22 protein-coding genes and 1 riboswitch are annotated in these 24,936 nt (G+C 72.6%); of the genes, 14 read left to right on the top strand and 8 right to left on the bottom strand.

Features of this window, described 5'->3' with window-relative positions; genetic code table 11:
• Positions 1-362: 362 nt before the first annotated feature.
• Together AB0I79_RS50695 and AB0I79_RS50690 are read right to left on the bottom strand one after the other, a co-directional pair.
• Positions 363-1,865 (bottom strand): M28 family metallopeptidase, encoded by a 1,503-nt coding sequence (locus AB0I79_RS50695; protein WP_357890130.1) that lies wholly within the window; start codon positions 1,863-1,865, stop codon positions 363-365.
• Positions 1,866-1,981: 116 nt separating this feature from the next.
• The gene (locus AB0I79_RS50690) at positions 1,982-2,929 is read right to left on the bottom strand and encodes an ATP-dependent DNA ligase (protein ID WP_357890127.1); all 948 of its coding nucleotides are present in this window, start codon (positions 2,927-2,929) and stop codon (positions 1,982-1,984) included.
• 57 nt (positions 2,930-2,986) lie between these two features.
• Positions 2,987-3,082, top strand: a riboswitch (TPP riboswitch).
• Here AB0I79_RS50690 and thiD point away from each other — a divergent pair.
• On the top strand, positions 3,076-3,879 hold the full coding sequence (thiD, locus tag AB0I79_RS50685) for a bifunctional hydroxymethylpyrimidine kinase/phosphomethylpyrimidine kinase (protein WP_357890124.1): 804 nt from the start codon (positions 3,076-3,078) through the stop codon (positions 3,877-3,879). (Overlaps the previous riboswitch by 7 nt.)
• Positions 3,876-4,556: a TenA family protein gene (locus AB0I79_RS50680; RefSeq protein ID WP_357890121.1), complete on the top strand. Its 681-nt coding sequence runs from the start codon at positions 3,876-3,878 to the stop codon at positions 4,554-4,556. The genes thiD and AB0I79_RS50680 overlap by 4 nt, the downstream gene beginning before the upstream one ends.
• A gap of 52 nt (positions 4,557-4,608) precedes the next feature.
• Here the strand turns inward: AB0I79_RS50680 and AB0I79_RS50675 are convergent, their stop codons facing one another.
• The 3 genes from AB0I79_RS50675 to AB0I79_RS50665 form a co-directional block, all read right to left on the bottom strand.
• Complete coding sequence (locus tag AB0I79_RS50675; RefSeq protein ID WP_357890118.1) at positions 4,609-6,732, bottom strand: carbon starvation CstA family protein; 2,124 nt, start codon at positions 6,730-6,732, stop codon at positions 4,609-4,611.
• A 3-nt stretch (positions 6,733-6,735) separates the two neighbouring features.
• A complete protein-coding gene (locus tag AB0I79_RS50670) occupies positions 6,736-7,077 on the bottom strand; it encodes a hypothetical protein (RefSeq protein ID WP_357890115.1) in 342 nt (113 codons plus the stop codon).
• A gap of 116 nt (positions 7,078-7,193) precedes the next feature.
• Positions 7,194-10,937, bottom strand: a complete 3,744-nt coding sequence (locus tag AB0I79_RS50665; RefSeq protein ID WP_357890111.1) for a S8 family serine peptidase — start codon at positions 10,935-10,937, stop codon at positions 7,194-7,196.
• Positions 10,938-11,100: 163 nt separating this feature from the next.
• Between AB0I79_RS50665 and AB0I79_RS50660 the strand changes: the two genes are divergently transcribed.
• Positions 11,101-13,959, top strand: coding sequence for an AAA family ATPase (locus AB0I79_RS50660; protein WP_357890108.1), 2,859 nt, complete (start codon positions 11,101-11,103; stop codon positions 13,957-13,959).
• Positions 13,960-13,970: 11 nt separating this feature from the next.
• Here AB0I79_RS50660 and AB0I79_RS50655 read toward each other — a convergent pair whose 3' ends face one another.
• Together AB0I79_RS50655 and AB0I79_RS50650 are read right to left on the bottom strand one after the other, a co-directional pair.
• Entirely contained in the window at positions 13,971-14,615 is a 645-nt protein-coding gene (locus AB0I79_RS50655; protein WP_357890105.1) for a response regulator transcription factor, read from the bottom strand.
• Positions 14,612-15,778 (bottom strand): sensor histidine kinase, encoded by a 1,167-nt coding sequence (locus tag AB0I79_RS50650; RefSeq protein WP_357890102.1) that lies wholly within the window; start codon positions 15,776-15,778, stop codon positions 14,612-14,614. Before AB0I79_RS50650 ends, AB0I79_RS50655 begins: the two co-directional genes overlap by 4 nt.
• A gap of 182 nt (positions 15,779-15,960) precedes the next feature.
• On the opposite strand from AB0I79_RS50650, the gene AB0I79_RS50645 reads away from it, so the two are divergent.
• A complete protein-coding gene (locus AB0I79_RS50645) occupies positions 15,961-17,964 on the top strand; it encodes a GxGYxYP domain-containing protein (protein WP_357890099.1) in 2,004 nt (667 codons plus the stop codon).
• 88 nt (positions 17,965-18,052) lie between these two features.
• Here AB0I79_RS50645 and AB0I79_RS50640 read toward each other — a convergent pair whose 3' ends face one another.
• Positions 18,053-18,754, bottom strand: a complete 702-nt coding sequence (locus tag AB0I79_RS50640; protein ID WP_357890096.1) for a class I SAM-dependent methyltransferase — start codon at positions 18,752-18,754, stop codon at positions 18,053-18,055.
• Positions 18,755-18,792: 38 nt separating this feature from the next.
• On the opposite strand from AB0I79_RS50640, the gene AB0I79_RS50635 reads away from it, so the two are divergent.
• From AB0I79_RS50635 to AB0I79_RS50590, 10 genes are all read left to right on the top strand, one after another.
• The gene (locus AB0I79_RS50635; protein WP_357890093.1) at positions 18,793-19,425 is read left to right on the top strand and encodes a LysE family translocator; all 633 of its coding nucleotides are present in this window, start codon (positions 18,793-18,795) and stop codon (positions 19,423-19,425) included.
• Between the two features lie 7 nt (positions 19,426-19,432).
• A complete protein-coding gene (locus AB0I79_RS50630; protein WP_357890090.1) occupies positions 19,433-19,597 on the top strand; it encodes a hypothetical protein in 165 nt (54 codons plus the stop codon).
• A gap of 66 nt (positions 19,598-19,663) precedes the next feature.
• On the top strand, positions 19,664-20,125 hold the full coding sequence (locus tag AB0I79_RS50625) for a GNAT family N-acetyltransferase (RefSeq protein WP_357890087.1): 462 nt from the start codon (positions 19,664-19,666) through the stop codon (positions 20,123-20,125).
• A gap of 167 nt (positions 20,126-20,292) precedes the next feature.
• Entirely contained in the window at positions 20,293-21,030 is a 738-nt protein-coding gene (pyrH, locus tag AB0I79_RS50620; protein WP_357890084.1) for a UMP kinase, read from the top strand.
• Between the two features lie 389 nt (positions 21,031-21,419).
• Complete coding sequence (locus AB0I79_RS50615) at positions 21,420-21,614, top strand: hypothetical protein (protein ID WP_357890081.1); 195 nt, start codon at positions 21,420-21,422, stop codon at positions 21,612-21,614.
• A 90-nt stretch (positions 21,615-21,704) separates the two neighbouring features.
• Positions 21,705-22,097, top strand: coding sequence for a Cpe/LpqF family protein (locus AB0I79_RS50610; protein WP_357890078.1), 393 nt, complete (start codon positions 21,705-21,707; stop codon positions 22,095-22,097).
• The gene (locus AB0I79_RS50605) at positions 22,094-22,864 is read left to right on the top strand and encodes an alpha/beta hydrolase (RefSeq protein ID WP_357890075.1); all 771 of its coding nucleotides are present in this window, start codon (positions 22,094-22,096) and stop codon (positions 22,862-22,864) included. Before AB0I79_RS50610 ends, AB0I79_RS50605 begins: the two co-directional genes overlap by 4 nt.
• Entirely contained in the window at positions 22,861-23,835 is a 975-nt protein-coding gene (locus AB0I79_RS50600; protein WP_357890072.1) for an endonuclease/exonuclease/phosphatase family protein, read from the top strand. Before AB0I79_RS50605 ends, AB0I79_RS50600 begins: the two co-directional genes overlap by 4 nt.
• A gap of 96 nt (positions 23,836-23,931) precedes the next feature.
• Positions 23,932-24,426, top strand: coding sequence for a pyridoxamine 5'-phosphate oxidase family protein (locus AB0I79_RS50595; RefSeq protein ID WP_357890069.1), 495 nt, complete (start codon positions 23,932-23,934; stop codon positions 24,424-24,426).
• Positions 24,427-24,522: 96 nt separating this feature from the next.
• Entirely contained in the window at positions 24,523-24,930 is a 408-nt protein-coding gene (locus AB0I79_RS50590) for a YciI family protein (RefSeq protein WP_357890066.1), read from the top strand.
• The last annotated feature ends 6 nt before the right edge of the window (positions 24,931-24,936 follow it).

Genomic DNA, 24,936 nt, shown 5'->3' with positions numbered 1-24,936 from the left:
TCCTGGGCCACGGCCACGGCGAGCCTGAACGCGTTCGCCGGCCAGACCGTCCGCATCCTCGTGGACGCCGCCGACGCCTCGGGCGCCTCCCTGGTCGAGGCGGGGATCGACAACGTGGCGATCACCCGGTAGCCCTTCCGGGCCGGTCCACGGAGAAGGACCGGCCCGGAACACCCAGCATCCTCATGGAGCCGTCATGGCACTATCTCTATTTGCCCTGAAAAGGGTCCGTAAATCGGCACTTCCACTTCTCGTCGCCGTCATGCTCGCCGGGGGCTGACCCCCGCCGCCGAGGCGGGCGCGCCGCGCGATCCGGAGATCGAGAAGAGGCCGGGTGGGCTGCCCCACCCGGCCGGGTCTCGTCAGCTGGTGGTCGACTCCGCCGACAGGGCGGCCGCCTGGGGCGGCGTCCTGGGCGGGATGGCGCGCAGGTTGAAGGCGAACCTGGCGACCGAGTCCGCGATCGCGTCCGAGTCCACGTCGAGCGCCGTGTCGTTGACGTTGGCGATCGTGTCGCACGCCTGGTGGTAGCAGACGTCGTACGCCACGCCGGCCGTGCCGCCGAACAGCGCCGCCTCCTCCGGCGTCTTGATGCCCTCCGCACCGGTGAAGATGCCACCGGACGGGATGCCGACGGCGATGAACGGCCCGTAGTCGGAGCGGCCGTCGAAGTCGGTGCCCACGGTCGGCAGCGACCGGGAGCCGAAGAACGCCTCGAACTGCTCCTCGATCTCGGCCGAGCCGGGCGGTCCGGCGGGCGAGCCGGCGCCGTCCGAGTCGTCGCCGTCGTACAGCTTGTACGCGTAGTTCGGCGAGGCGATCATGTCGAAGTTCAGGTACACCCTGATCCGGTCGCGCTGCGCCTCCGACAGGGCCGCGACGTACTGGTCGGACCCGAGCAGGCCGATCTCCTCGGCCGCCCAGAACGCGAAGCGCACCTTGTTCTTGGTCGGGACGAGGGCCATCTCCTCAGCGATCTCGAGGATGGCCGCGCTGCCCGAGCCGTTGTCGTTGATGCCCGGCCCCTCCGGCACGCTGTCGAGGTGCGCGCCGACCATGACGACGTTGCGCGGGTCGCCGAAGCGGCTCTCGGCGATCACGTTGTCGTTGGTGCCGAGCACGAGGTTGGCGTCGACCTTGAGCCGGACGGTGGCGCCGGGCGTGGCCGCCAGCTCGTTGCCCACGGCGAAGTCGGCGAACACCATGGGGATCCCGGCCCGCCACTCGCCGATGTCCAGCGCGTAGGCGTCCGTGCGCCCCGGCTGGCCCTCGTTGAAGACGATGATCCCGGACGCTCCGGCCCGGGCCGCGTTCATCACCTTGTTGACGAAGGGGCAGGTGCCGCGCTGGATGAGCGCGATCCGGCCGGGGACGAACCCGGCGAAGTCGGAGGCCTCGCAGCCGCTGGTGGAGCTGGGCGCCGGGGCCGGCGGCAGGGTCAGGTCCACGCCCTGGACCTGGGCGGTCACGTCACCGGCCGGGGAGGGCTGGAAGGTGAAGAAGTCGTCGTTGGGCACGTACGACTTCGCGGTCGGCGCGGTGAGGTCGAGCACGGGCGGGCTGTTCTCGCTCCAGCTCTCGACGTAGTTGATCGGCTGGCGCGTGACCTTGTAGCCGGCCCTGCGCAGCTTGCCCTCGACGTACGCCACGGAGGCGTCGTAGCCGGGAGTGCCGGCGGCGCGGTTGCCGCCGTTGGCGTCGGCGATGGCCTGGAACGCGTCGAGATGCTTCTTGACGTTGGTGCCCTTGACCTTCTTGACGAGCACCTTGGCGAAGGCGTCGTCGAGGCCGCCCGCCTGCGCGGGCACGGCCGTGGCCAGGGGTAAGGCGAGGACGGCGATCAGGACGGTGATGATTCTTCGCATGCAGGTCCCCCCATGGGTTACCAGGAACGCGGCCTTTCCCCCCGAGGCGCCGCTGCCCGAACGTAACCCGGCGAAGAATCAGCGTGAAGACCCACTATTGTCGCAAATATGCGACATCACTCCTCGCGCCGGGCGCGGGCGCGCCGCTTGCCCTCGTGCATCGCCTGCACGCGGGCGATCGGGATCGTGTGTCCCTCCTCGATCAGGTCGGCGGGCAACCGCTGCGGCCCGGGCATGTGCTCGGCCCACGGGTCGGCGTCCTTCAGCAGCCCCGGCGCGGTGCGCACGGTGAAGTCCCGCGGCGACACCCGCTCCAGCTCCGACCAGGCCAGCGGGAAGGAGACGGGCACGCCGGGCCGGATGCGCGGGCTGTAGGCGGCCACCACCGTGGCCCCGCCCGCCCGGGTGGAGTCGAGGAACACCTTGCCCTCGCGGTCCTCCCGGATGAACGCCGTGGTCGCCAGCGTCGGGTCCAGCCGCTCGGCCCGCGCCGCCAGCGCCCGGGTGGCCGCCGCGAGGTCGTCCATCGCCGTGCCCGCCACCACGGGCACGAACACGTGCACCCCCTTGGCGCCGCTCGTCTTCACCGCGCCCGCCAGCCCCATGTCCTCCAGGGCCTGCCGGACCAGCAGCGCACCGCGCACCGCCAGCGAGAAGGAGTCGTCGTGCTCGGGCGGGTCGAGGTCGAGCACCAGGTGGGTGGCGTGCTCGCCGGCGAACAGCGCCGGGTGGTACTCCACCGCCCGCTGGTTGGCGAACCACAGCAGCGTCTTCCTGTCGTCGCACAACGCGTACGTCACCTGCCTGCGCGACGCCTCCGCCCACATGGACACCGACCGCACCCAGTCGGGGGCGTACTTGGGCAGGTTCTTCTGCATGAACGGCGCCTGCCCCGGGCGCACGCGGACGACCGAGAGCGGGCGGTCGCGCAGCACGGGGATGATGCGGTCGCGGACGGCGTCGAGGTAGTCGACCAGGTCGCGCTTGGTGGCGTCGGCGCCGTCGAACAGCGGCTGGTCCAGGTTGGTCAGATCGACCCCGTCACGCGTCTCATCAGCGGCCACCCGCCCTACGATGCCGATCCTCGAACGTGTGGTCAACAACGACGCCTGTTAGAGTAGGCCGTTGACGCGGGGTGCCCGGAGGGCCGGGCTGAGATCACACCCGTCGAACCTGATCTAGCTCGTACTAGCGAAGGGACGTCACAGCCGTGAGCGCTGTTCCCAAAGTCCTGTCCATCGCGGGCACCGATCCCAGCGGCGGCGCCGGGATCCAGGCGGACCTGAAGACCTTCTCCGCGCTCGGCGCGTACGGCATGACCGTCGTCACCGCGCTGGTCGCGCAGACCACCACCGGCGTGACCGGCATCCACGAGGTGCCGGCCGAGTTCGTGGCCCAGCAGCTCGACACGCTGCTGACCGACGTGCCGGCCGACGCCGTGAAGATCGGCATGCTGGGCAACGCGCCGCTGATCAAGGCGGTGGCGGCGGCGCTCGACACCTACCGGCCCGCGTACGTCGTGCTCGACCCCGTCATGGTGGCCAAGAGCGGCGACCGGCTGCTGCCCGCCGACGCGGTGGCCGCGCTGCGCGAGACGCTGCTGCCCCGCGTGCACCTGATCACCCCCAACCTGCCGGAGGCGGCCGACCTGCTCGGCGAGAAGCCGGCCGCGAGCCTGGCGGAGATGCACGACCAGGCGCAGCGGCTGCGGGCGCTGGGCGCGCGCCAGGTGCTGCTCAAGGGCGGCCACCTCGACGGCGACACGTGCGTGGACGTGCTGGCGACGCCGGAGGGCACGATCGAGCTGGCCGCGCCCCGCGTGGACACCAGGAACACGCACGGCACGGGCTGCACGCTGTCCTCGGCCATCGCGGCGCTGCGCCCGCGCCACGACGACTGGGCGGGCGCGGTGCGGGCGGCCAAGGCGTACCTCACCGAGGCGCTGCGCGCGGCCGACAGCCTGCACGTCGGCCACGGTCACGGCCCTGTCCACCACTTCCACGCCATCTGGTGAGCGCACAGGACATGTTCTGCGACGACGTCTGGCAGCGCACGGCCGAGCTGATGCGCGCCGTCCACGAGCACCCCTTCATCACCGCCCTCGGCGACGGCACCCTCGACCGCGAGCGGTCCGGGTTCTACATGGTGCAGGACGCCCGCTATCTGGAGGCGTTCTCCAAGGCGCTGGCCACGGCCTCCGTCCGGGCCAGCGCCGCGGACGACGCGGCGTTCTGGGCGCAGAGCGCGCACACGGCGCTGGCGGCCGAGCGCATGTTGCACGCCGGGTACATCGAAGAGCTCGACGCCAAGGGCCCCACCTCGCCTACGTGCCTGGCGTACTCGTCGTACCTGCAGGCCACGGCCCTGACCGCGCCCTACCCGGTGATCGCGGCGGCGGTGCTGCCGTGCTTCTGGATCTACCAGGACGTCGGCACGGCGCTGCTGGAGCGCGTCGGCGACACCGCCGGCCACCCGTACGGCAAGTGGATCTCCACCTACGCCGACCCGGGCTTCGCGGCCTCCGTCGAGCAGGCCAAGGCCATCGCCGACCGGCTCGCGGCCGCCGCCGGCCCGGACACCCGCGAGGCGATGGCGCAGGCGTACTGCCGGGCGGCGGCGTACGAGTGGATGTTCTGGGACAGCGCGTGGCGGCGCGAGAGCTGGCCCACGGAGCGGTGGCTGACCGCTTAGGGCGGCCCGCAGAGCGGTGGCTGACCGCTTGAGGCGGCCCGCGGAACGGTGGCTAGCCGCTTGAGGAGGCCCTGGCGATCATCTCCTTCTCCTCGCGGGTGGCGATGAGCCCGGCGGGGGCGTAGATCTTCGACTCCTCGAACGGCGCCTCCGTGCTGGGCAGCGGCTCCCGCAACCGGATCGCCTTGATCCACACGCGGGCGGCGTCGAGGATCACCACGATGATCAGGATCGCGAACAGCGCCGCCAGGATGCCGTCCACGGTGGAGTTGACCACGATCTGCCGCATCGCGCCGGTCGTCTTGGCCGGCGCGAGGAGCTGCCCCTGGTCGAGCGCCGTCTGGTAGCGGTCGCGCTGGGCGAAGAAGCCGAGCGTCGGGTCGGGCGAGAACACCTTCTGGTAGCTGGCGGTCAGCGTGACCGCCACGTCCCAGGCCAGCGGCACGCCCGTCACCCAGGCCCATTTGAGCCGCCCGCTCTTGATCAGCAGGGTCGTGGCCACGGTCAGCGCCACGGCGGCCAGGAGCTGGTTGGCGATGCCGAACAGCGGGAAGAGCTGGTTGATGCCGCCGAGCGGGTCGTTGACGCCCTGGTAGAGGAAGTATCCCCAGGCGGCCACGACCACGGCGCTGGTCACGACCAGCCCCGGCCACCAGCTCACCCGCGAGATCGGCTTCCACAGGTTGCCCAGCGTGTCCTGGAGCATGAACCGCCCCACGCGCGTGCCGGCGTCCACGGTGGTGAGGATGAACAGTGCCTCGAACATGATCGCGAAGTGGTACCAGAACGCCTGGAGACCCGCCCCGCCGAGGAAGCCGGAGAAGATCTGCGAGATGCCCACGGCCAGCGTGGGCGCGCCGCCCGTCCTGGCGATCAGCGTCTCCTCCTGCACGGCCGCGGCGGCGGCCTGCAGCTCTTCCGGCGTGATGACGAAGCCCATGTTCGTGACCGCCTCGGCGGCGGTCTGCACCGTGGCCCCCACGACGCCCGCCGGGGAGTTCATCGCGAAGTAGAGGCCGGGGGTCAGCACGCAGGCCGCCGTGATCGCCATGATGGCCACGAACGACTCCATGAGCATGGAGCCGTAGCCGATCATCCGGACCTGGGTCTCCTTCTGGATCATCTTCGGCGTCGTGCCGGACGAGATCAGCGAGTGGAAGCCCGACAGCGCCCCGCAGGCGATGATGATGAACACGAACGGGAACAGCGACCCGGCGAACACCGGGCCCTGCCCGCTGAAGGCGAAGTCGGTGAAGGCCGTGGTCTGCAGCGGGGGCGCGGTGACGGCGATGCCGATGGCGATCAGCACGATCGTGCCGATCTTCATGAACGTCGACAGGTAGTCGCGCGGCGCGAGCAGCATCCACACGGGCAGCACCGCCGCGACGAACCCGTACGCGATCAACCACAGCGCCAGCGCCGACGGGCTCAGCGTGAAGAACGGCGCCCAGCTCGACCCCTGCACCCAGCCGCCGGCCACGATCGACAGGATCAGCAGCGCGACCCCGATGACCGTGGTCTCGACGACCTTGCCCGGCCTGATCACCCGCAGGTAGAACCCCATGAACAGGGCGATCGGGATCGTCATCGCGATCGAGAAGACGCCCCACGGCGACTGCGCCAGCGCGTTCACCACGACCAGCGCCAGCACGGCCAACAGGATGATCATGATGGCGAAGACCGCGATGAGCGCCGCGGCCCCGCCGATCGGCCCGATCTCCTCGCGGGCCATCTGCCCGAGGCTCCTGCCGTTGCGGCGCATGGAGAAGAACAGGATCACCATGTCCTGCACGGCCCCGGCGAAGATCACCCCCGCGATGATCCAGATGGTGCCGGGCAGGTAACCCATCTGGGCCGCCAGCACGGGCCCCACCAGCGGCCCCGCGCCGGCGATGGCGGCGAAGTGGTGACCGAACAGGATCCGGCGGTCGGTCGGCTGGTAGTCGATGCCGTTGTCGAGCCGCTCGGCGGGGGTGGCCCTGCGGTCGTCGGCGCGCAGCACCTTGCGCACGATGAAGCGGGCGTAGAACCGGTAGGCGATGGCGTACGAACCGAGCGCGGCGCACAGCAGCCACACCGCGTTGACGTTCTCGCCTCTGGACAGGGCGAGCACGGCCCACCCCACGGCGCCGACGATGGCCACCGCCGTCCAGATGATGATGGAACGCACCTTCACCGATTACCTCCCGTAGTGAGGGCCATAGAGGGGGCGGCCCAGACAGCAGCGCAGACCGGCGTCCGGCGGCAGATCGGAGACGAAGCGCCGCCAGCGCCACAGCGGGCGGCAGTCGATCGTGACGGGGAGGTCGGCGAGATGCAGCCAGGCGGTCGGATGGGCGAACACCAGGTCGGTCGGCCCCAGCGGGCGGGCCCGGCGGGGCAGCTTGGCCCGGCTCAACGCCCTGACCGAGAATTCCCCCGCGTCCGCGCAGCAGAGGCCGGTCACATGCCAGTCGAAGAAGATCACTTCTCCGTCGCGGAGCGCTTCACGGGCTGCGGAGGTGAGCGTGATACGGGACATCTGGGGCTCCTGAAGATCAGGCAGCTCAGAATCAACACGGGCTTACCCGCCGTGGTCACTTCCGAAACGGCAGGAGCGCCCCCCGTTTTCCCGGGAGGCGCTCCTGCGTCAGAAGGTCACTGCTTCCACGGCTCGAAGTACGCCACCGTGGCGAAGTCCACCTCCAGCGCGAACGGCGGGGTGCCGCCGGTCGCGCTGGAACCCGTCACGAAGATCCGGACCCCTTCGGCGCCGGTCGCGTCCACGGCCAGGCCGTGGGCGTTGTCCGAAGCGCCGACCGCGCCGTCGTAGCGGCCCACCCAGAGCTGCTCGCCGCTCCCGGCCTCGTACGCGACGGTCACGTAGTCCGTGCCCTTCGCCTGGTCGTCGGCGCTCTGGCCGGCGATGACGACCTTGCCGCCGTCCGGCGTCACCCTGACGGCCCAGGCGTAGTCCTCGTTCTTGGCCTGCCTGTCGAAGCGCTGCACCCAGGACCGCTGCCCGGTGGCCGCGTCGTAGGCGAGGGTGGTGAAGTCGGAGCCGGTGCCCTCGCCGGTGGTGTTGCCGGTGACGTACAGCCTGCCCTGGGCGAGCGTCAGGTCGTGCGGGGTGTCGCTCTGGCGTCCCGGCCCGTCGTAGCGGTCGGCCCACAGCTCCTTGCCTGTGGCGGTGTCGTACGCGACCGTCATCACGTCGCTCTGGGTGTCCTGCGTGTCGATGCTGCCGGTGAGGTAGACCGCGCCGGCGTCGGCGGCCATGCCCGAGGGCACGTCGATGCCGTTCGCCGGGCCGTTGTGCCGGGCCGTCCAGAGCTGCCGGCCGGTGGCGGCGTCGTAGGCGACCGTGCCCCAGTCGGAAAGGCCTGTGCCCTCCTCGCCCTGGCTCTGGCCGCTGACGAAGAGCTTCGTGCCGTCGGGGGTCAGCTCGATCACGCGGGCGTCGTCGGTGCCCTTGCCGGGGCCGTCGTAGCGGGCCTGCCACTTCTCCTTGCCGTCGGCGGTGTCGTAGGCGGCGACGAAGTAGTCGGCCTCGCCGTTGTCGCCGACCGTGGTCATGCCGGTGACGTAGGCGGTCCTGCCGTCGGGCGCGACCTTCACCCCGTTGGCGTGGTCGGCGTGCGCGTTCGCCGCGGTGTAGCGGGCCGTCCAGAGCGGCCCGCCGGAGGCCGCGTCGTAGGCGAGCGTGACGGCGTCGGTGCCGGTCTCCGTGCCGGCGCTGATGCCCGCCACGAACAGCTTGCTCCCGTCGGGGCTCAGCTCCAGCGCGAACGGCTCGTCGTAGTTGCCCGCCGGGCCGGCGTAGGTCCTGCTCCACAGCTCCTTGCCGGTGGCGGCGTCGTAGGCGACGGTGGCGATGCTCGGGCTGAGCAGGCCGGGCGTGGAGCCGTAGCTGGCGCCGGTGACGTAGACCCGCTTGCCCGCGGGGTCGTTGACGATGAACTCGGCGGTGTCCTGGCCGCCCGCGACGCCGTACGTGGCCGCCCACTTCTCGGGCACCGGGCGCACCACGACGGGCGTGCGCACGGTGTGCTTGCGCTCCTTCCACGTGAGCTGCCCGCCCACGTAGGCGTTCATGGGGGCCGTGGTCCGCGTGAACGTGACCGTGAACGACTTCGTCTGCCCGGCACGCAGCGTCAGCCGGCTCGGCGACACCTTGGCCTCGATGCCGTCGAGGCCGGTGACCGAGGCGGTGTACGTGGCGGTCGAGCGGCCCACGTTGGTCACCTCGCGGGTCACCCGCTGCGTGCCGGGGAGCCTGCCGACGGCGATCGAGGGCACGTTCAGGTCGCTGGGGTCGAAGGAGTGGCCCTTCTCCGCCAGCGCGTCGCACACCTTCGGCTCGACGGCGTTGGTGCTGCCGCACAGGAAGGCCGTCCAGTCCTCGATGCCGCTGTCGTAGACGAGGCCGGGGTCGGCGGCGCTGTTCGGGGTGACGTGCCCGGCGCCCTGGCCGAAGATGACGGACGGGTCGGTGGACGGGCCGTCCTTGACGTCGGAGCCGCTGGTCATCAGGGCCGACTTGACGGCCATCGGGGACCAGCGCGGGTGGAGGTCCTTCAGCAGCGCGGCCAGCCCCGCCACGTGCGGGGCGGCCATGGAGGTGCCGCTGGAGACGTTGAACTCCAGCCCGTTCGCGCCCGGCGGCGCGTACGCGGCCAGGATGTCCTGGCCGGGGGCGATCAGGTCGGGCTTGAGCAGGTCGCCGCCGGCCGCCTGGAGCGGGCCGCGCGAGGAGAACGCGGCCACGTACGGGGCGGGGGCGTCCGTGGTGATGCTCGCCTGCTCGACCGTGGCCGTGGCGCCGTCCGTGGCGGCGTAGTCCTTGACGGCCTGCCGGTCCTTGACCGCGAGATGCACGGTGGGGATGGGGTGCAGGTCGGCGTTGAGCGAGTTCTCGTCCGCGTTCGTCAGGATCACGCCGACGCCGCCCGCCTCGGAGACCGCGACGCTCTTGTTGACCCGCGGCGTGGTGCCGCGGTCACAGAGCACGATCTTGCCCTTGACCTTGGCGGGGTCCAGCACCGCCGTGCCGCCGTTGTCCCTGGCGGCCCAGCACTGCGCGGCCTTCGCCGGGTCCGCTCCGGCCACCGCGGCCGCCGCGGCGTCGATGAGCGGCGCGGGCCCCGCCTTGGTGGCGGCCACCGAGGCGCCACCGTAGGAGGCGCCGTTCCCGAGCGTCGCCGAGCCCTGCGTGGCGCGGTTGTGCGTGCCGGCCGCGACCGTGGTCACCCACGGGGACGGGTGCGCCACCGTGGCGGCCCCCGGCCCGTCGTTGCCGCCCGCCGCGGCCACGAACACGCCCGCCTCCGCCGCCGCCAGGAACGCCAGCTCGGCCGGGTCGAGCAGGTCCGTGCTGGTACCCGAGACCGAGTAGTTGATCACGTCCACGCCGTCGGCCACCGCCTGGTCGATGGCGGCGACCAGGTCCGAGTAGTAACCGTTCGCCGTCGAGGCGTCCTGCGTGGACCACAGCGCCTTGTACGCGGCGATCCTGGCGCGCGGCGCGATGCCGCTGATCTCGCCGAACGCCGCCGCCGGCCCCGTCACGGCCACGTCATGGTTGCCGCCCGCCGTGGAGGCCGTGTGCGTGCCGTGGCCGTTGTAGTCGCGCGGCGACTGGAACTCCCACGGGAGCTGCTCCTTGACGCCCGCGTCACCGCCCCAGCCGGCGTTAAAGTGCTTGGCCGCGACGATCTTGCCGTTGCACAGCGTGGCGTCCCACGACTGGTCCGGGCTGTTCTGCGCGCAGCCGCCGTGGAAGCCGCGGAGCGGGCCGTACCGCTTGCCGCTCGCGTCCGGGTTGGCGAAGCTCTGGCTGCTCGCCCAGATGCCGCTGTCGATCACCCCGATGACCAGGCCGTCACCGGCGCCCTCGCCCTTCCTGCCGCCGGTCGGCCCGCCGAGCCGGTCCCACAGGCCGCCGCGGGCGTCCAGGCCGAGGAAGGCCGGGGTCGAGGAGGTCGCCACCGAGACCTTCCTGTCCTCGGTCACCGACACGACCTCGGGTAAGGCCCGCATCTTCGCCGCCTGGCCGGCGGTCATGCGCGCGGCGAAACCCTCGTAGGAGTAGACGTACTCGTAGAGCTTGCGGCCGCCGGCCTTGCGCAGCGCGGCGTCGTGGCGGCCCTTCAGGTGATCGACGTACTCGGTCACCTCGGCCGAGCCCGTCTCGATCTTCTCGCCCTCGGCGGGCTTGGTCCTCGCCAGCCCGGCCACGTCACCCTCGTACGTCGCCACGGGCTCCGCGGCGAGCCGCACGAGATAAGTCTTCTGCTCCTCCGCGCCGGCCGCCGCCGTGCTCGGCCAGGCGAGCCCGGCCATCGTCAGCCCGGTCAGCGCCGCAGTCGCCACCAACCGTCTGGGGGATGTGGACAGATGCATCGTCGCCCCTTCATGCGTTCCGCAGATCACACGGATGATCGCCGACGCTAATAAGGGGCGGGCTGGGCCGGTATCCGTACTGGATACGGATTTATGGCGTCACAAAACGGAAATTTAACATCCGGTAGCCTGTTGCCGCTGATATCCGGTAGGGGGTGGCCGCTTGCCTCTGGGACCGGCCCCCTCGGGCTCGCTCTCCGACGTTCTCATCGGCCGCCGCTCCGAGCTGGCGCTGCTGCGCTCGGTCATCGTGTCCCCGCCGTCGCTCGCCCTGGTCGAGGGCGAGGCCGGCATCGGCAAGAGCCGCCTGGTGGCGGAGCTGTTCGCCGCGCCCGACCTGGCCGGGACGCGCCGGCTCGTCGGCCAGTGCGAGCAGCTCCAGGAGCCGCTGCCGCTCTCACCGCTGCTCGACGCGTTCCGCTCGGCGGGAGCCGAGCTGGCCCGGTCGCGCCTGCCGCTCAACCCCGTGGCCGGGGCGCTGGCGCCGCTGCTGCCCGAGATCGCCGAGCACCTGCCCCCGCCCCTCCCGCCGCTGCCCGACCAGCGGGCGGAGCGGCACCGGGTGTTCCGCGCGGCGGTCGCGCTGCTCGACAACCTCGGCCCGCTGGTGCTCGTGCTGGAGGACGTGCACTGGGCCGACGCCGGCACGCACGACTTCCTCGCCTTCCTCGCCGCCCACCAGCCGCGCGACGTGGCGGTGATCCTCACCGTACGCACCGAGGCGGGCCTGCTCCCCATCCGCGAGGCCTTCGCCAGGGCGCCGTCGGGCCCCGCCCGGACGATCAGCCTGGCCCCGCTGACCCTGCCCGAGGTGGAGGAGCTGGCAGGCGGCGTGCTCAGGGCCGAACTCCCCCGCACGTTCGCCGGCCCCCTCTACGAGAAGACCGGCGGCATCCCGTTCGTCGTGGAGGAGGTGCTGCGCACGCTGCTGGAGCGGCTGCCCGCCAGCGAGATCCCCGGCCGCCCCGACGTGCTGGCCGACCTGGCCGTGCCCACCGTGCTGCGGGACGTGGTGCTGCAGCGCCTGTCCTCGCTCGACGACCCCGCGCAGGAGATCCTGGGCGCCGCGGCCGTCATCGGCATGACCCCCGACGACCGCGTGCTGGCCGAGGTCAGCGACCGCAGCCCGCCCGAGGTGGCCAGGGCGCTGGCCAAGGCGCAGGCGGTGGGGCTGCTGCACGAGGAGGACGGCCGCTGCCGGTTCAGGCACGCACTGGCGCGGCAGATCGTGTACGAGTCCGTGGCCGTGTCCGGGCGGCGCTGGCTGCACCTGCGGGCCGCGCGGGCCCTGGAGTCCGGCAGCGGTCCCCGGCCGGTGGCCCGGCTGGCGCACCACTTCCTGCACGCGGGCCGCACCTCCGACTTCGTGGGCAACGCCGAGGCCGCCGCCGACACGGCGCTCTCCCACGGGGACGACGCCACGGCCGCCCGCTTCCTGCTGCGGGCGCTGGAGGTCGGCGAGCTGTCCAGCGACGTACGCGTACGGCTGGCCGTCAAGCTCGGCCGGGCGGCCGTGGACGGGCTCGCGCACGCGGAGGCCGTGCCGATACTCGAGCGCCTGCTGGCCACCGAACCGCTGCCCGCCCCGCTGCGCGGCGAGCTGCGCTTCGCCCTGGGCCGCCTGCTGCGCCAGCACGGCCAGGCGCGGGCGGGATACCTGCAGATCGAGCGCGCGGTCGACGACCTCGGCGAGCGGCCCGCGCTGCTGGGCCGGGCGCTGGCCGTGCTGGCCGCGCCGGAGACCGTCGTGGACCGGCACGTCAGCGAGCACACCGCCCGCTGCGACGAGGCGGAGCGGGCCGCGCGCCGCAGCGGCGACCCGGACGTGGCCATCGCGGTCCGCATCACGCGCGCAAGCCTGCTGCTGGAGCAGGGCGACCCGGAGAGCTGGCGGCTGATCGACGCGCTGCTGGCCGACGACCGGCTGCGTGCCTCGCCCAGGGAGCACGCCCGCGCCTGCCTCAACTGGGCCCAGGGCGCCCTGCACGTCGGGCGGCTCGACCGGGCCGAGACCCTGCTCGCGGAGGGGCGGCGGGTGGCGGACGAGGCCGAGTACCTGCGGGTGGCGGAGGTCGTCTCGCTGGTGACGGCCGCCGTGGACCGGGCGGCCGGGCGGTGGGACGGGCTGGAGGGGCGGCTGCGCCGGCTGGGCGACACGTCCGCCACGTTCGCCGCGGCCTCCCTGGACTCGCGGCTGCTGCGCGGGGCGCTGCTGGCCGCCACCGGCCCGGCCGAGCAGGCCGTCGAGGTCCTGCGCGAGGTGATCGCGATCGCCGGGCGGACGGGGGCGGTGTGGCCGCTCATCCCGGCCAGGACGGCGCTGTCGCGGCTGCTGCTGTCGCTGGACGACGCCGCCGGCGCCGCCGAGCAGGCCACCGCCGCCCTGGACCTGGCACGGGCGAAGGGGAACTGGGTGTGGGCAGCCGAGAGCGTGTCATGCCTGGTGGACGCCCTGGACGGGCGCGGCGGCGCGGAGGAGGTGGCGGGGCTGCGCACCGGTCTCGCCGGGGCCGACGCACCGCTCGCGCAGGCGGCGCTGCTGACCGCCGAGGCCGTGCTCGCGCGTGCGGACGACACCGGGCGGGCCGGCCGGCTCCTCGACGAGGCGCGGGTCCTCCTGCGCAAGGCCGGGCTGCGGTACGAGGAGGCGCTGGCCGGGGAGCGGCTGGGGCGCTGGCGCTGCGAGCGCGGGGACGGCGGCGGCGGGGCGCTGCTGGAGGAGGCCCTGCGGGCATACGGGGCGATGGGGGCGGATCGCGACATCGCGCGGATCTGCCGGGTCATGCGGCAGAACGGGGTCCCGATCCCGTACCCCTGGCGGGGCGGGCGGCCCTCGCACGGCGGGACGCTGTCGTCGCGGGAACGCGAGGTGGCGCTGCTGGCGGCGGCCGGGAAGACGAACCAGCAGATCGCCGACGCTCTGTTCCTGTCCAGGCGCACGGTGGAGAGCCACATCGCCAACGCGCTGCGCAAGCTGGGGCTGGCCTCGCGCAGGGAGCTGCGCACGTTCCCCGCGGACTGACCCTCAGCGGGCTAGCGCACGAGCCGGCTCTCCCACGCCCAGGCGACGATCTCGACCCGGTTGCGCATCCCGAGCTTGGTCATGACGGACGACACGTGACCCTTCACCGTGCTCAGCGAGATGCACAGCTCGGTGGCGATCTCCTGGTTGGTACGGCCTCTGGCGACGGCGCGCACGACCTCGCTCTCGCGCTCCGACAGCGGCTGCGCGGGGGCGGGCCTGGGAGCGGTGGCCGTGACGTGGCGCAGCAGGCGCAGCGTGACCGACGGCGAGATCAGCGCGTCGCCGGCGTGCGCCGCCCTGACCGCCTCGACGAGCAGCTCGGGCCCGGCGTCCTTGAGCACGAACCCGGCCGCGCCGCCCCTCAGCGCGCCGTAGACGTACTCATCGAGGTCGAACGTGGTGACCACGACCACCCGCAGCGGGTCGCGCGTGCCGGGTCCCGCCAGGGCGGCGGTGACCTCGATGCCGTCGAGCCGGGGCATCTGCACGTCCACGAGGCACACGTCGGGCCGCAGCCTGCGCGCCATCGCGACCGCCTCCGCGCCGTCGCCGGCCTCGGCGATCACGCGGATGCCGGGCTGGTCCTCCAGGATGAGGCGCAGGCAACTGCGGATCATGGGCTGGTCATCGGCCAGCAGCACCGTGATGCTCACCGCCGCCCCCGCCCGCCGGTGGAAACCGGCATCCCGCGGGCGGAAGCCGGCATCCCGCCGGCGGCGCCCCGCTCGGGCAGGGGCAGCGTGGCGCGCACGGCCCAGCCGCCCGCGGGGCGCGGGCCCGCCGACAGCGCGCCGCCGAGCGCCTCGACCCGCTCGCGCATCCCGACCAGCCCGTAGCCGCCGCCCAGGCGGGCGGGGTTCCGGTGGGACGGCGGGGCGTCGTCCGTCACCTCCACCACCAGCTCCGCCTCCCCCTGCGTGACGCTGACGGTGACCGCGCTCGCGCCGGGGGCGTGACGGGCGATGTTGGTCAGGGACTCCTGGACCAGCCGGTGGACGGTGCCCGCCACCTCGGAGGGCCACACCGGCTCCCCGTCGGGCAGCCGCAGCGTCACGGGAGGCCCGCTGAAGTGCGCGACCAGCTCGCCGAGCCGCTCCGCCGGCCCGAACGCCGCGGGCCCGCCAGGCTCGCGCAGCAGGCCGACGACGCGCCGGGTCGCGGCCAGCGCGTCGGATCCGGCCGCCTCGATGTCGGCGAGCGAGCCGGCCACCCGGTCGGGGTCCTTGCGGGCGACGAGCCGCGCGGCCTGCGCCTGGAGCACGACGCACGTGACGTGGTGGGCGACGACGTCGTGCAGCTCCCTGGCCAGCTCCAGCCGTTCGGCCTGGCGTACGCGCTCGGCGACCGCGGCACGGCGGGCCGCCAGCAGCCGTGGCCCCAGGCCACCCGCGAGGGCGGCGAGCCAGGCCCCGAGGTTCAGCACCAGGACGGCGGTGTGCGGGGACCCGGACAGCTGGCTGCCGAGGGCGACCGCCAGCCCGCCCGCGCCGACGCCGGCGGCCTGGGGCGCCGGCAGCGTCCTGAGGGCGGAGCCGACCAGCACGGACAGCCCGAGAGCCAGCCCCGGCCCCGGCTCGGCGGGCAGGTCGAAGAGGCGCGCGACCAGGATGGCCACCGCCGCGACAGCCATGCCCGCGACGGCGGTCCACAGCCGGGCGCGGCGGCGCACGAGGGCGAGCACGCCCGCCACCGCACCCGCCACGCAGCCGGGCACCCAGTAGCCACCGCCCCAGCTGTCCACGATCCGGTAGCCCCACTCGGCGAGCACCACCGCGAACGCGACGCCGAGCCCGGCGGCCTCCCATCGCTCCCGCATGCCACCCACGGTAGAAGCCCGGGGCGTGATCGCAGTACCGGCCGAAAGTACGGTTCGACCGCCTGAATCCCTGCCGGCGCGTTTTACACCATGGACAACATTCCGTCACGTTGTTACGTTCACACCAGCAGATGACAACGCTGTCATTCCTGGTCTCCCCCCGACGAGGAGCAGTGAACGCGATGGTGTCCCGACGTACCTTCCTGCGGGCGAACGGCGTGGTCCTCGCGGCCGGCGGGCTCGGGGTCTCCCTCCCCGCCCAGGCCGCCGCCGCGACCCCCCTCCTCCCCGGCTTCGGCCGCCCCACCAGCCTCGACTTCGCCGACCTCAGCACCCTGCACGGCGACGACCAGTTACTCCTGACCACCCTCCAGGGAGTCGTCAACCGCCGCCGCCCCCGCCTGTACTTCAACTACACCACCGAGAACGACGACACCGCCTGGCTGGACAGCACCGGCGCCCGGATCACCCGCCACGACCGGCCCCTCGACCTGATCGCCCGCTACCGGGGCGAGGCCCGCGGCGCGATCCTGCACGACCCGGCCGTGCCCGACTCGGTGAACGTCGCCACCACCCTGGCCGGCCTGGAGAACGCCGTCGCCGCCACCGCCGAACAGGCCGCCGAGCACGGCTTCGAGGTCATCACCGACCTGCGCGGCCGCTTCGACCCCGGCGACGTGCTCGCCACGTACCGCTGGCAGCTCGCCAACCTGTTCCCCCGCTGCACGAAGGCCCTGCTCAGCGGCCTGCCACCGACCAGGACGGTGCGGGTCGAGGACGTGCGGTGGCGCGAGGTGGCCAGGGAGACCGAGCGGATCAGGGACTCCTCGAACCGGCAGGTCCGCACGTTCGACCTCAGCCAGGAGCTGACCGGCCAGGACGGCGTCTACCTGCGCTTCCAGGACTCGCTGGGCGACGACGGCTGGGGCGCCTCGGTCGGCTCGGTCGTGGTGAAGGCCGACGGGACGCAGATCGCCTCGTTCACCCCCGGCACCGACGCCGAGACCCCGTACCTCTTCGACGGCCTCAACTCCGCCATCGGCGGGGACGCCAACCGCTTCGCCGACGGCGGCAACTACTTCATCTATCGCTTCACCGCCCCCGCCGGCACGCGGCAGCTGCTCGTCGAGGTGGACCTGTGGAACCAGTTCCTGGTCACCGCCACCACCACGGCGCCCACCCGGGTGGAGCCCTTCCCGTACTTCCGCGACTACACGGTGGCGATGCGGGCCATGGTGTTCTGGCTGCCGCCCAGCGGCGAGACGGGCGCCCTGCTGGACGAGATCCTGAGCAAGGTGAAACCCACCACGCCGTACGCGGGCTGGTTCTCCAACGACGTGGCAGGCGAGTGGGGCGGGGTGGACCGGGCCTCGCAACACGCGGTCGAGGTGGTGCCCGCCGACTACTACATGAACGCCACCGTGCACGCGGGCGTCCAGGCCAGGGTCTCCGACCGCGTACGTCCGAGGCCGCGCACCACGCTGCGCAACCGCGTCTACCTGACGCTCACCGTCGGCGAGGGCGACAACATCCAGTACTGCCAGCGCAGGATGCGCCGGATCTGGGACGATCCCGCGCGCGGCCAGGTGCCCACCAACTGGACGGTCAGCCCGCTGCTGGCCGAGATCGGGCCGGCGCTGCTGGCGTACTACCAGCGCACGGCCACGGACAACGACCTGCTGATCGCGGGCCCCTCCGGCGCCGGCTACACCTACCCGGGGTCGTGGCCGCAGGACGACCTCGACGCCTACACCGCGCTGACCGGGCGGTTCCTGCGCCGTACGGGGATGGACCTGGTCTACGCCTACAACCATCGCAACGCGGCGGGCGACGGCTGGGTGGCCCTCGACGAGCGGATCGCGGCCTCGTACAGGAAGAACACGCCGCTGCGCGGCATCATCCAGTCGTGGGAGAGCGGCGACCTCCAGGCGGCCCCCGCGGGGCTGCCCGTGATCGGGAACCTCTCGCCGCAGGGCAAGGCGCAGGAGTACCGGGACACGCTGGTCAGGCACATCGAGGGCTGGGACGGCACGCGGCCGCTGTTCGTCGCCGGGGCGGTCAACGCCTGGAACTGGGCGCCGAGCGACATCGCGGAGCTGGGTGAACTGCTCGGCGACCCGTTCGAGATCGTCCGCGGTGACGCGTTCTTCAAGCTGCTCGGGGAGGTTGTGAGCAACCGGACCTGAGCGTGCGCCGGACGGCCCCGCCCGGCGCGGGGCCGTCCCCCGGCTCGCGCATGGTCGTGAGACGTCCCTGGGCTCGCTGTGACGCCGCCTACCGGCCGGGCCTGCGGGTGACGAAGACGTACTCGCGGCTGTCCTCGGTGAAGGGCTCGCGGGCGAATCCCCCGTACAACGCCTTCAGCTCCAGCCCCGCGACGTCGATCAGCCCGAGCCACTCGTTCTTCGTCGCCCACCAGGACGAGCTCGTCGCCCCGTCGTCCAGCACGATGTCGATCCGGTTGTCGCCCACGGCGAAGCGGGTCGTGTGCGGCACCGGCTCCTGACGGCGCATCCCGTCGAAGCGGGCGGCGAGGTGGTGGTCGAAGGCGAGGGCGTTCCAGGCGAAGCGACCCCCCGGGCGCAGCGACGCGGCCACCCGCTCGAAGACGCGGCGGCGGTCGGCCCAGGTCGGGAGGTGCTGCAGCGACCGGAACGGGCAGTAGACCAGCGCCGCCGGCTCCTCCAGGGTGAGCTCGCGCAGGTCGCCCTCGCGCAGGTCGAGCCGGACGCCCTGCTCGGCGGCGTTCGTGCGGGCCTGTTCGAGCATCGCCGGGGAGAGGTCGACGCCGGTGACGCGCCGCCCCGTCGCCCGCGCGACCGGGATGGCGACCCGCCCGTTCCCGATCGCCAGCTCGACGAGCGGCCCGTCCGCCTCCTGGGCGAGGCCGACGTAGAACGCGATGTCGGCCGCCATGTGCGCCGACCATTCCGCATATCGATCCGCGAACGCCTCATCCCAGGTAGATGTCACCATTTTTCCTATCTTTTTGGGCGCCGTGGGAGAATTCGGCCATGCCTGTCGACTCCCATCTTCTTGCGCTTTTCACGGTAACCACGATCGTGGCCATGATCACCCCGGGACCGGACATGCTGTTCGTGCTGGGGTGCGGGATGCGCGGCGGCCCCCGGGCCGGCCTGCTCGCCACCGCGGGCGTGGCCACCAGCGAGGCCGTTCACGTCGCGGTGGCGGCGGCGGGTCTTGCGGCCCTGTTCGAGGCGGTGCCGGTCGCGTTCACGGTGGTGCGGATCGCCGGGGCCGCGTACCTGATCTACCTGGGGGTCCAGGCCATCCGCAACCGCGACGACAGTCCCTTGGAGGTGGCGGTGGGCGGCGGCGGCATGTCGGGGCGCCGGGCGTACCTGAGCGGTTTGACGACCAACTTGCTGAACCCGAAGATGGTCACCTTCACCATCGCCTTCCTCCCGCAGTTCATCAATCCGAGCCTGGGTCAGGTGTGGCTGCAGTTCGCGATTCTCGGGGTCATTCTCATTGCGCTGGAATTCCTCGTGGACGGTGCGGTCGGCGTGCTCGCGGGCCGCATCGGCGGCTGGCTGCGTCACCGGCGCGCCGCCCGGCGCCGCATCGACGTCGCCACGGGCGGCATCTTCGTCGGGCTCGGCGTGAAGCTGGCGCTGGAGCGGTGATACGGGCGTGCCGATCGCCATCGTCACCGCCGCGACCTCGCGGTGGGACCTCGTCCCCTTCGTCTGCGCACTGGCGTTGCCGGCCGGCGTGGCCATGACGGGCATCGGCCTCGCCGAGCGCCGGAGGCAGCAGCACTTCGGCCACTACTCCGAGGCCCCGCGCCGAAAATGAGTGGCGGCGGGTCGCCCGGTGGGAGTCCACTGGAGCGACCGTCCCGCCTCCCCACAGGATCCGCCCATGACGCCTGACCTGCGCCTCGTGCCCGTCACCCCCGCCAACCTCGACGCGGCCATCGCCGTACGGGTCCGCCCCGACCAGGAGCACTTCGTCAGCTCGGTGGTGAAGTCGCTGGCCGAGGCCTACGTCCATCCCCGGACGGCCTGGCCGCGCCTCATCCTCGACGGGTCCGACGCGGTGGGGTTCCTCATGGCGTTCCTCGACATCGACTGGAACGGCAAGGGGGTCGACTTCCGGTCCGGGCTGTGGCGGCTCAACGTGACACCCGGCGCGCAGGGGCGCGGGGTCGGGCGGTTCGCCGTCTCGTCCGTGGCGGCCGAGCTAAGGCGGCGGGGGGCGACGCGGATGTACGTCACGTGGCACCCGGGCGACGGCGGGCCCGAGGGGTTCTACCGCAAGCTCGGGTTCGAGCTCACCGGGGAAGTGAGCGGCGACCAGACGGTCGGCGTGCTGGCCCTGTGACGGCCTCGCCGGCGCCCTGCGCCCAGTAGGCCCGCGTCGGTGCCATGCGGCCGTCCGTGACGGCGCCGATGCGGACCTCGACCGCGCTCCGCTGCCCCTGGGAGCGGACGAAGGCCACGTATCCTTGTGCGGGTCGCCAAGCGCGCGACCGCGAAGGGATTGCGGGCATGCGTCGTTACTCACGTGTCGTGGTCAAGCTCAGCGGCGAGGCACTCTCCGGAGAGGCCGGCTGGGGCACCGACCCGGCGAGCCTGGCGCAGCTCGCCGACGAGATCCTCTCCGTCCACGACCTCGGCGTGCAGATCGCCGTGGTGATCGGCGGCGGCAACTACTTCCGCGGGCGCATGGCGGAGGGCTGGGGCATCGGCAGGGCCGAGGCCGACAACATCGGCATGCTGGGCACGGTCATGAACGCGTTGATGCTGCGCGGCGTGCTGACCGCCCGCTCGGACACGGACGTGCGGGTCATGACCGCCATGCCCATGCAGAGCGTGGCCGAGCCGTTCATCCGGCTGCGCGCCGACCGGCACCTGCGCCGCGACCTCATCGTGCTGCTGGCCGGCGGCATCGGCCAGCCGTACGTCACGACCGACTACCCCGCCGTGCAGCGGGCCCTGGAGCTCGACGCGGACGCCCTGCTGGTGGCCAAGCGCGGCGTGGACGGCGTGTACGACAGCGACCCGAACCTCGATCCCGACGCCAAGCGCTACACGAACCTCACCTACCGGGAGGCGCTGGCGGCCGGGGTGCGGGTCATGGACGAGAGCGCGTTCGTGCTGGCCAACGAGCAGGGCCTGCGCATGCACGTCTTCGACGTGGCCGCCAGGGGCGTCATGCGGTCGATCTGCGAGGGCGAGGACATCGGCACCCGCATCACCGCCGAGGACGCGGCGCCGCCCGCCTAGTACGCTGCCGGGATGGCGACGGATCATGGCTCGCGACGCTGGTTCCGCGGTGACTGCCATGTGCACTCGTTCCTCTCGCACGGCGCGGACCTGACGCCGGCGCACCCGGCTGGCGCTCGGCCTCGCCCCCGGCGAGGTGGTCGAATGGCGCTACGGCGTCGGCGACGACGCCGTGGACCGCCACCTGGGCCAGGTGCGCCGCTCCGGCGGCCTGTGCGTGGCGGCCCACCCGCACGCGCCGTACCCGTCCGGGGTGTTCATGTGCCCGTACCAGGATCGCCGGATCGGTCGCGATCGAGCTGTCCTTCGAGGCGACCGCCGGCGACGGCCGCGCCGGCATCGGGGAGCGCCTGGAGACCGGCGGCGAGCCGGTCGCCGTCCGGGTGGACGTGCGCGGCGTCCCCTCCGGCGCCGTCACCTTTCACACCGAACTCGGTACGGTGCTGCGCGAGTCGTTGCCCGGAGGCGGGGCGGGCACCGTGGAGTGGCGGACCGGCGCGGCGGAGTCGGCGTTCGTCCGCGTCGAGATCCGTCACGCGGACGGCCGCATGGCGGCGCTCACCAACCCCGTCGTCCTGCTCTGAGCTGTGTGCCGACGGCCCGCGCCGGCGCTTTTCCGTCGGGGCGGGTTGCTAGCATTCCTGTCTCCGCAAGCTGATCACCAGGAGCCCCCCATGCGATCGATCCCGGCGTTAGCCAGCCTGATCACCCTGCTCGCCGTCCTCGTGACGGGCTGCTCGGCAGCAGGCGGCGGGCAGAGCGTCGCGGTTACCGACAGCCCGGCCGGCAAGCAACTGCAGTGGTACCTGGACGCCGTCAACCGCACGCCGATCCCCGAGAACGAGCTCGGCGAGCACCTCGCCGAGACGTTCCTCAAGGAGGTGCCGCCGGAGAAGTTCAACACGCTCGCCAAGGATCTGGCCGGGCTCAAGGTGGAGGAGCTGAGCAGCACGAAGCCGACCGAGCTGGCCGGGGTGACGTCCATCCCCGCCGGGCAGAAGTACGACACGAAGATCTCCGTCGGTGACGACGGCAAGATCGACTATCTGCTCCTCGAGCCGAGATGAGCACCAGGGCGACCACGGTCGTGGGCGGCGGCGTGCCGATCGTGGCGGAGGACCACGGCGGGTCCGGACAGGACGTCCTGCTCCTGCACGGCGGCGGCCGGACGCGCGGCGACTGGGAGGCCTTCGCCGGGCTGCTCGTGGGCGCCGGGTTCCGGCCGGTGTCCATGGACCTGCGCGGTCACGGGGAGTCCGGGGCCGCGCCGTGGTCGTGGGCGGCGGCGCTCGGGGACGTCACCGCCGTCGCGGGCGCGTACGGGCTGCGCCGGCCGGTGATCGTCGGCCACTCCCTCGGCGGCATGGTCGCGGCCCTGTGGGCGGCCGGGCATCCGGAGTGCCGGCTCGCGGTGAACCTCGACGGCCACGGCAACCCGACGCGCCCCGACCAGTTCGCCGGCCTGGACGAGGCCGCGGCGGCCACCGCCTGCCGGGAGATGACCGCGTTCCTGGCGGAGCTGGGCCGGGGGCTTCCGGAGCCGTTCCTGCAGGTCATGCGGGAGATAGACGCCCTGGACCTGTTCCCGGTCTATCGGGGCGCGCAATGCCCGCTGCTGGTGGTCAGCGGTGATGCGATGGCCTTCGCCGCGGTGTTCCCCGACCGGCTCGTACCGGCCTGGGAGGCGTACTGCTCGTGGACGCGGCGGCAGCTCGACGCGGTCACGCAGGAGTGCCCGCTGGTCCGGCAGGTGTCCCTGCCGACGGGGCACGACCCGCACGTCGAGGCACCCGAGACGCTGCTGCGCCTCCTCGTCGAGCAGCTCGATCGGTGACGCGCGACGCGCGCCGCGACACGAGCCCGCGCGCCCGCAAGCCGTGGGTCCTGATCTCGCCGGCCGTGCTGGTCGCCGGGCTGCTGGCGTTCCACTCCGCCGTCCCCAACGCCGTGGGCAACGTGGGCAGCCTGCTGGAGACGTTCCTTCCCTGGCTCGGCCTGGTGGTCGTGGCGCTGCTCGTCCTGGCGTCGTCACGGCGCTCGGCCATCGCGCTCACGGCCGTGGCCCTGCCGGCGACGGTCTGGGTGGTCATGTTCGGCACGTCGGTGTTCCCCGGCTCGGTGATCGCGGGCGGCCCTGAACCGGGGTCCACCCTCACGGTGCTCCAGCACAACGTCGCCGACGACAACGCCGACCCCGGGGGGACGGCCCGCGCCCTCGCCGGCGCCGGAGCCGACCTCATCGCCCTGCAGGAGCTGACACCCCAGGCCCTGCCCGTCTACGAGGCCGCCCTCGCTCCGGAGCACCCCCATCGCGTCGTCGTGGGCACCGTCGGGCTCTGGTCCAGGCATCCCCTCGCCGACGGCCGCCCCGTCGCCATCAAACCCCAGGACATCACCGCCGACTGGAACCGTGGACTGCGCGCCACCGTACGAACCCCGGCAGGCGACATAGCGGCATATGTCGCCCATCTCCCTTCGGTGCGCCTCCGCCCTCAGGACGGCTTCGGCACGGCCTGGCGCGACGAGAGCGCCGCCGCGCTGGCCACCGCCGTCGCCGCCGAGAAGCTGGAGCGGATCGTCCTGCTGGGCGACCTCAACGGCACCGTGCACGACCGCGGCCTGTCCCCGCTCACCTCCCGGCTGGCCCCGGCGCTCGACGGGTTCGGCTTCACCTGGCCCGCCGCCTTCCCTCTCGCCCGGATCGACCACATCATGGCCCGCGGCGCGACCCCGGCCACCACCTGGACGCTGCCCGCCACCGGCAGCGACCACCTCCCCACCGCGGCCACGCTCCGGCTTCAGTGAAAATTCGGGCGGCGATGGATGTCGAGAATGCCCGGCCGGCTCCGTCCCAGGGACATCAGCGGCCACCACCGGCCGCCGCGACGGAAGGAAACGCCCATGCAGCCCAACGAGATCGCCGAGGTTCTGAACCGCCCGTACAGCCAGGAACTGCTGGCCCGCGACCTGACCCGGCTGGCCTACGTCGCCAAGGACGGCACCCCCCGCAACGTCCCGATCGGATTCACCTGGAACGGCGCGGAGATCGTCATGTGCACCACGAAGAACGCCCCGAAGCTCCACGCCCTGCGCGAGAACCCGATGGTCGCCCTGACGATCGACACCGAGGTGCACCCGCCCAAGATCCTGCTCATCCGCGGCCGGGCCGAGCTGGACGTCGTCGAGGGCATCCCGGACGAGTACCTCCAGATGAACGGCTCCTACCAGATGACCCCCGAGCAGCGGGTCGAGTGGGAGGCGGAGGTGCGTTCGCTCTACGACGGCATGGTGCGGGTCGTCGTGACCCCGACGTGGGCGAAGCTGATCGACTTCGAGACGACCCTGCCGAGCGCGGTCGAGGAGCTGATCCGGCAGAGAGAGGAACGCCGCCTCTGAAGACTCGTGCCGGCGGGATGTCGAGAACCCGCGCGCGGCTCCGTCCCCGCAGTGAACACCGGCCACAATGGGCCGTACCGCACAAAGGAGAACACGATGGCCAAGTACCTGCTCCTCAAGCACTACCGGGGCGCGCCGGCGGCGGCCAACGACGTGCCGATGGACCAGTGGACGCCGGAGGAGCTCTCGGCCCACGTGCAGTACATGCGGGACTTCGCCGCCCGGCTCAGGAGCACCGGCGAGTTCGTCGACAACCAGGAGCTCTCCCCGGAGGGCACGTTCGTCCGGTACGGCGGCGAGGGGCGGCCGCCGGTCACCGACGGCCCCTTCGCGGAGACCAAGGACCTGATCGCCGGCTGGATGGTGATCGACGTCGAGACGTACGAGCGGGCGCTCGAGCTGGCCGCGGAGCTGTCCGCGGCTCCGGGCGCGGGCGGCGAGCCGATCCACGAGTGGCTCGAAGTACGCCCGTTCATGTCCGCGTGCCCGACCGTCACGGAGTGACGAACG

This window comes from Nonomuraea sp. NPDC050202 (assembly GCF_040656115.1).
Classification (GTDB): Bacteria; Actinomycetota; Actinomycetes; order Streptosporangiales; family Streptosporangiaceae; genus Nonomuraea.
This window is presented reverse-complemented; position numbering and strand designations above follow the sequence as displayed.

What these genes read in the sequence shown, in the direction of transcription:
- AB0I79_RS50670 (WP_357890115.1), bottom strand. Translation starts at nt 7,077, where the DNA reads ATGTCCCGTATCACGCTCACCTCCGCAGCCCGTGAAGCGCTCCGCGAC.
- AB0I79_RS50695 (WP_357890130.1), bottom strand. Translation starts at nt 1,865, where the DNA reads ATGCGAAGAATCATCACCGTCCTGATCGCCGTCCTCGCCTTACCCCTG.
- AB0I79_RS50610 (WP_357890078.1), top strand. Translation starts at nt 21,705, where the DNA reads ATGCGATCGATCCCGGCGTTAGCCAGCCTGATCACCCTGCTCGCCGTC.
- AB0I79_RS50650 (WP_357890102.1), bottom strand. Translation starts at nt 15,778, where the DNA reads ATGCGGGAGCGATGGGAGGCCGCCGGGCTCGGCGTCGCGTTCGCGGTG.
- AB0I79_RS50635 (WP_357890093.1), top strand. Translation starts at nt 18,793, where the DNA reads ATGCCTGTCGACTCCCATCTTCTTGCGCTTTTCACGGTAACCACGATC.
- AB0I79_RS50625 (WP_357890087.1), top strand. Translation starts at nt 19,664, where the DNA reads ATGACGCCTGACCTGCGCCTCGTGCCCGTCACCCCCGCCAACCTCGAC.
- AB0I79_RS50640 (WP_357890096.1), bottom strand. Translation starts at nt 18,754, where the DNA reads ATGGTGACATCTACCTGGGATGAGGCGTTCGCGGATCGATATGCGGAA.
- pyrH (WP_357890084.1), top strand. Translation starts at nt 20,293, where the DNA reads ATGCGTCGTTACTCACGTGTCGTGGTCAAGCTCAGCGGCGAGGCACTC.
- AB0I79_RS50645 (WP_357890099.1), top strand. Translation starts at nt 15,961, where the DNA reads ATGGTGTCCCGACGTACCTTCCTGCGGGCGAACGGCGTGGTCCTCGCG.
- AB0I79_RS50665 (WP_357890111.1), bottom strand. Translation starts at nt 10,937, where the DNA reads ATGCATCTGTCCACATCCCCCAGACGGTTGGTGGCGACTGCGGCGCTG.
- AB0I79_RS50605 (WP_357890075.1), top strand. Translation starts at nt 22,094, where the DNA reads ATGAGCACCAGGGCGACCACGGTCGTGGGCGGCGGCGTGCCGATCGTG.
- AB0I79_RS50590 (WP_357890066.1), top strand. Translation starts at nt 24,523, where the DNA reads ATGGCCAAGTACCTGCTCCTCAAGCACTACCGGGGCGCGCCGGCGGCG.
- AB0I79_RS50595 (WP_357890069.1), top strand. Translation starts at nt 23,932, where the DNA reads ATGCAGCCCAACGAGATCGCCGAGGTTCTGAACCGCCCGTACAGCCAG.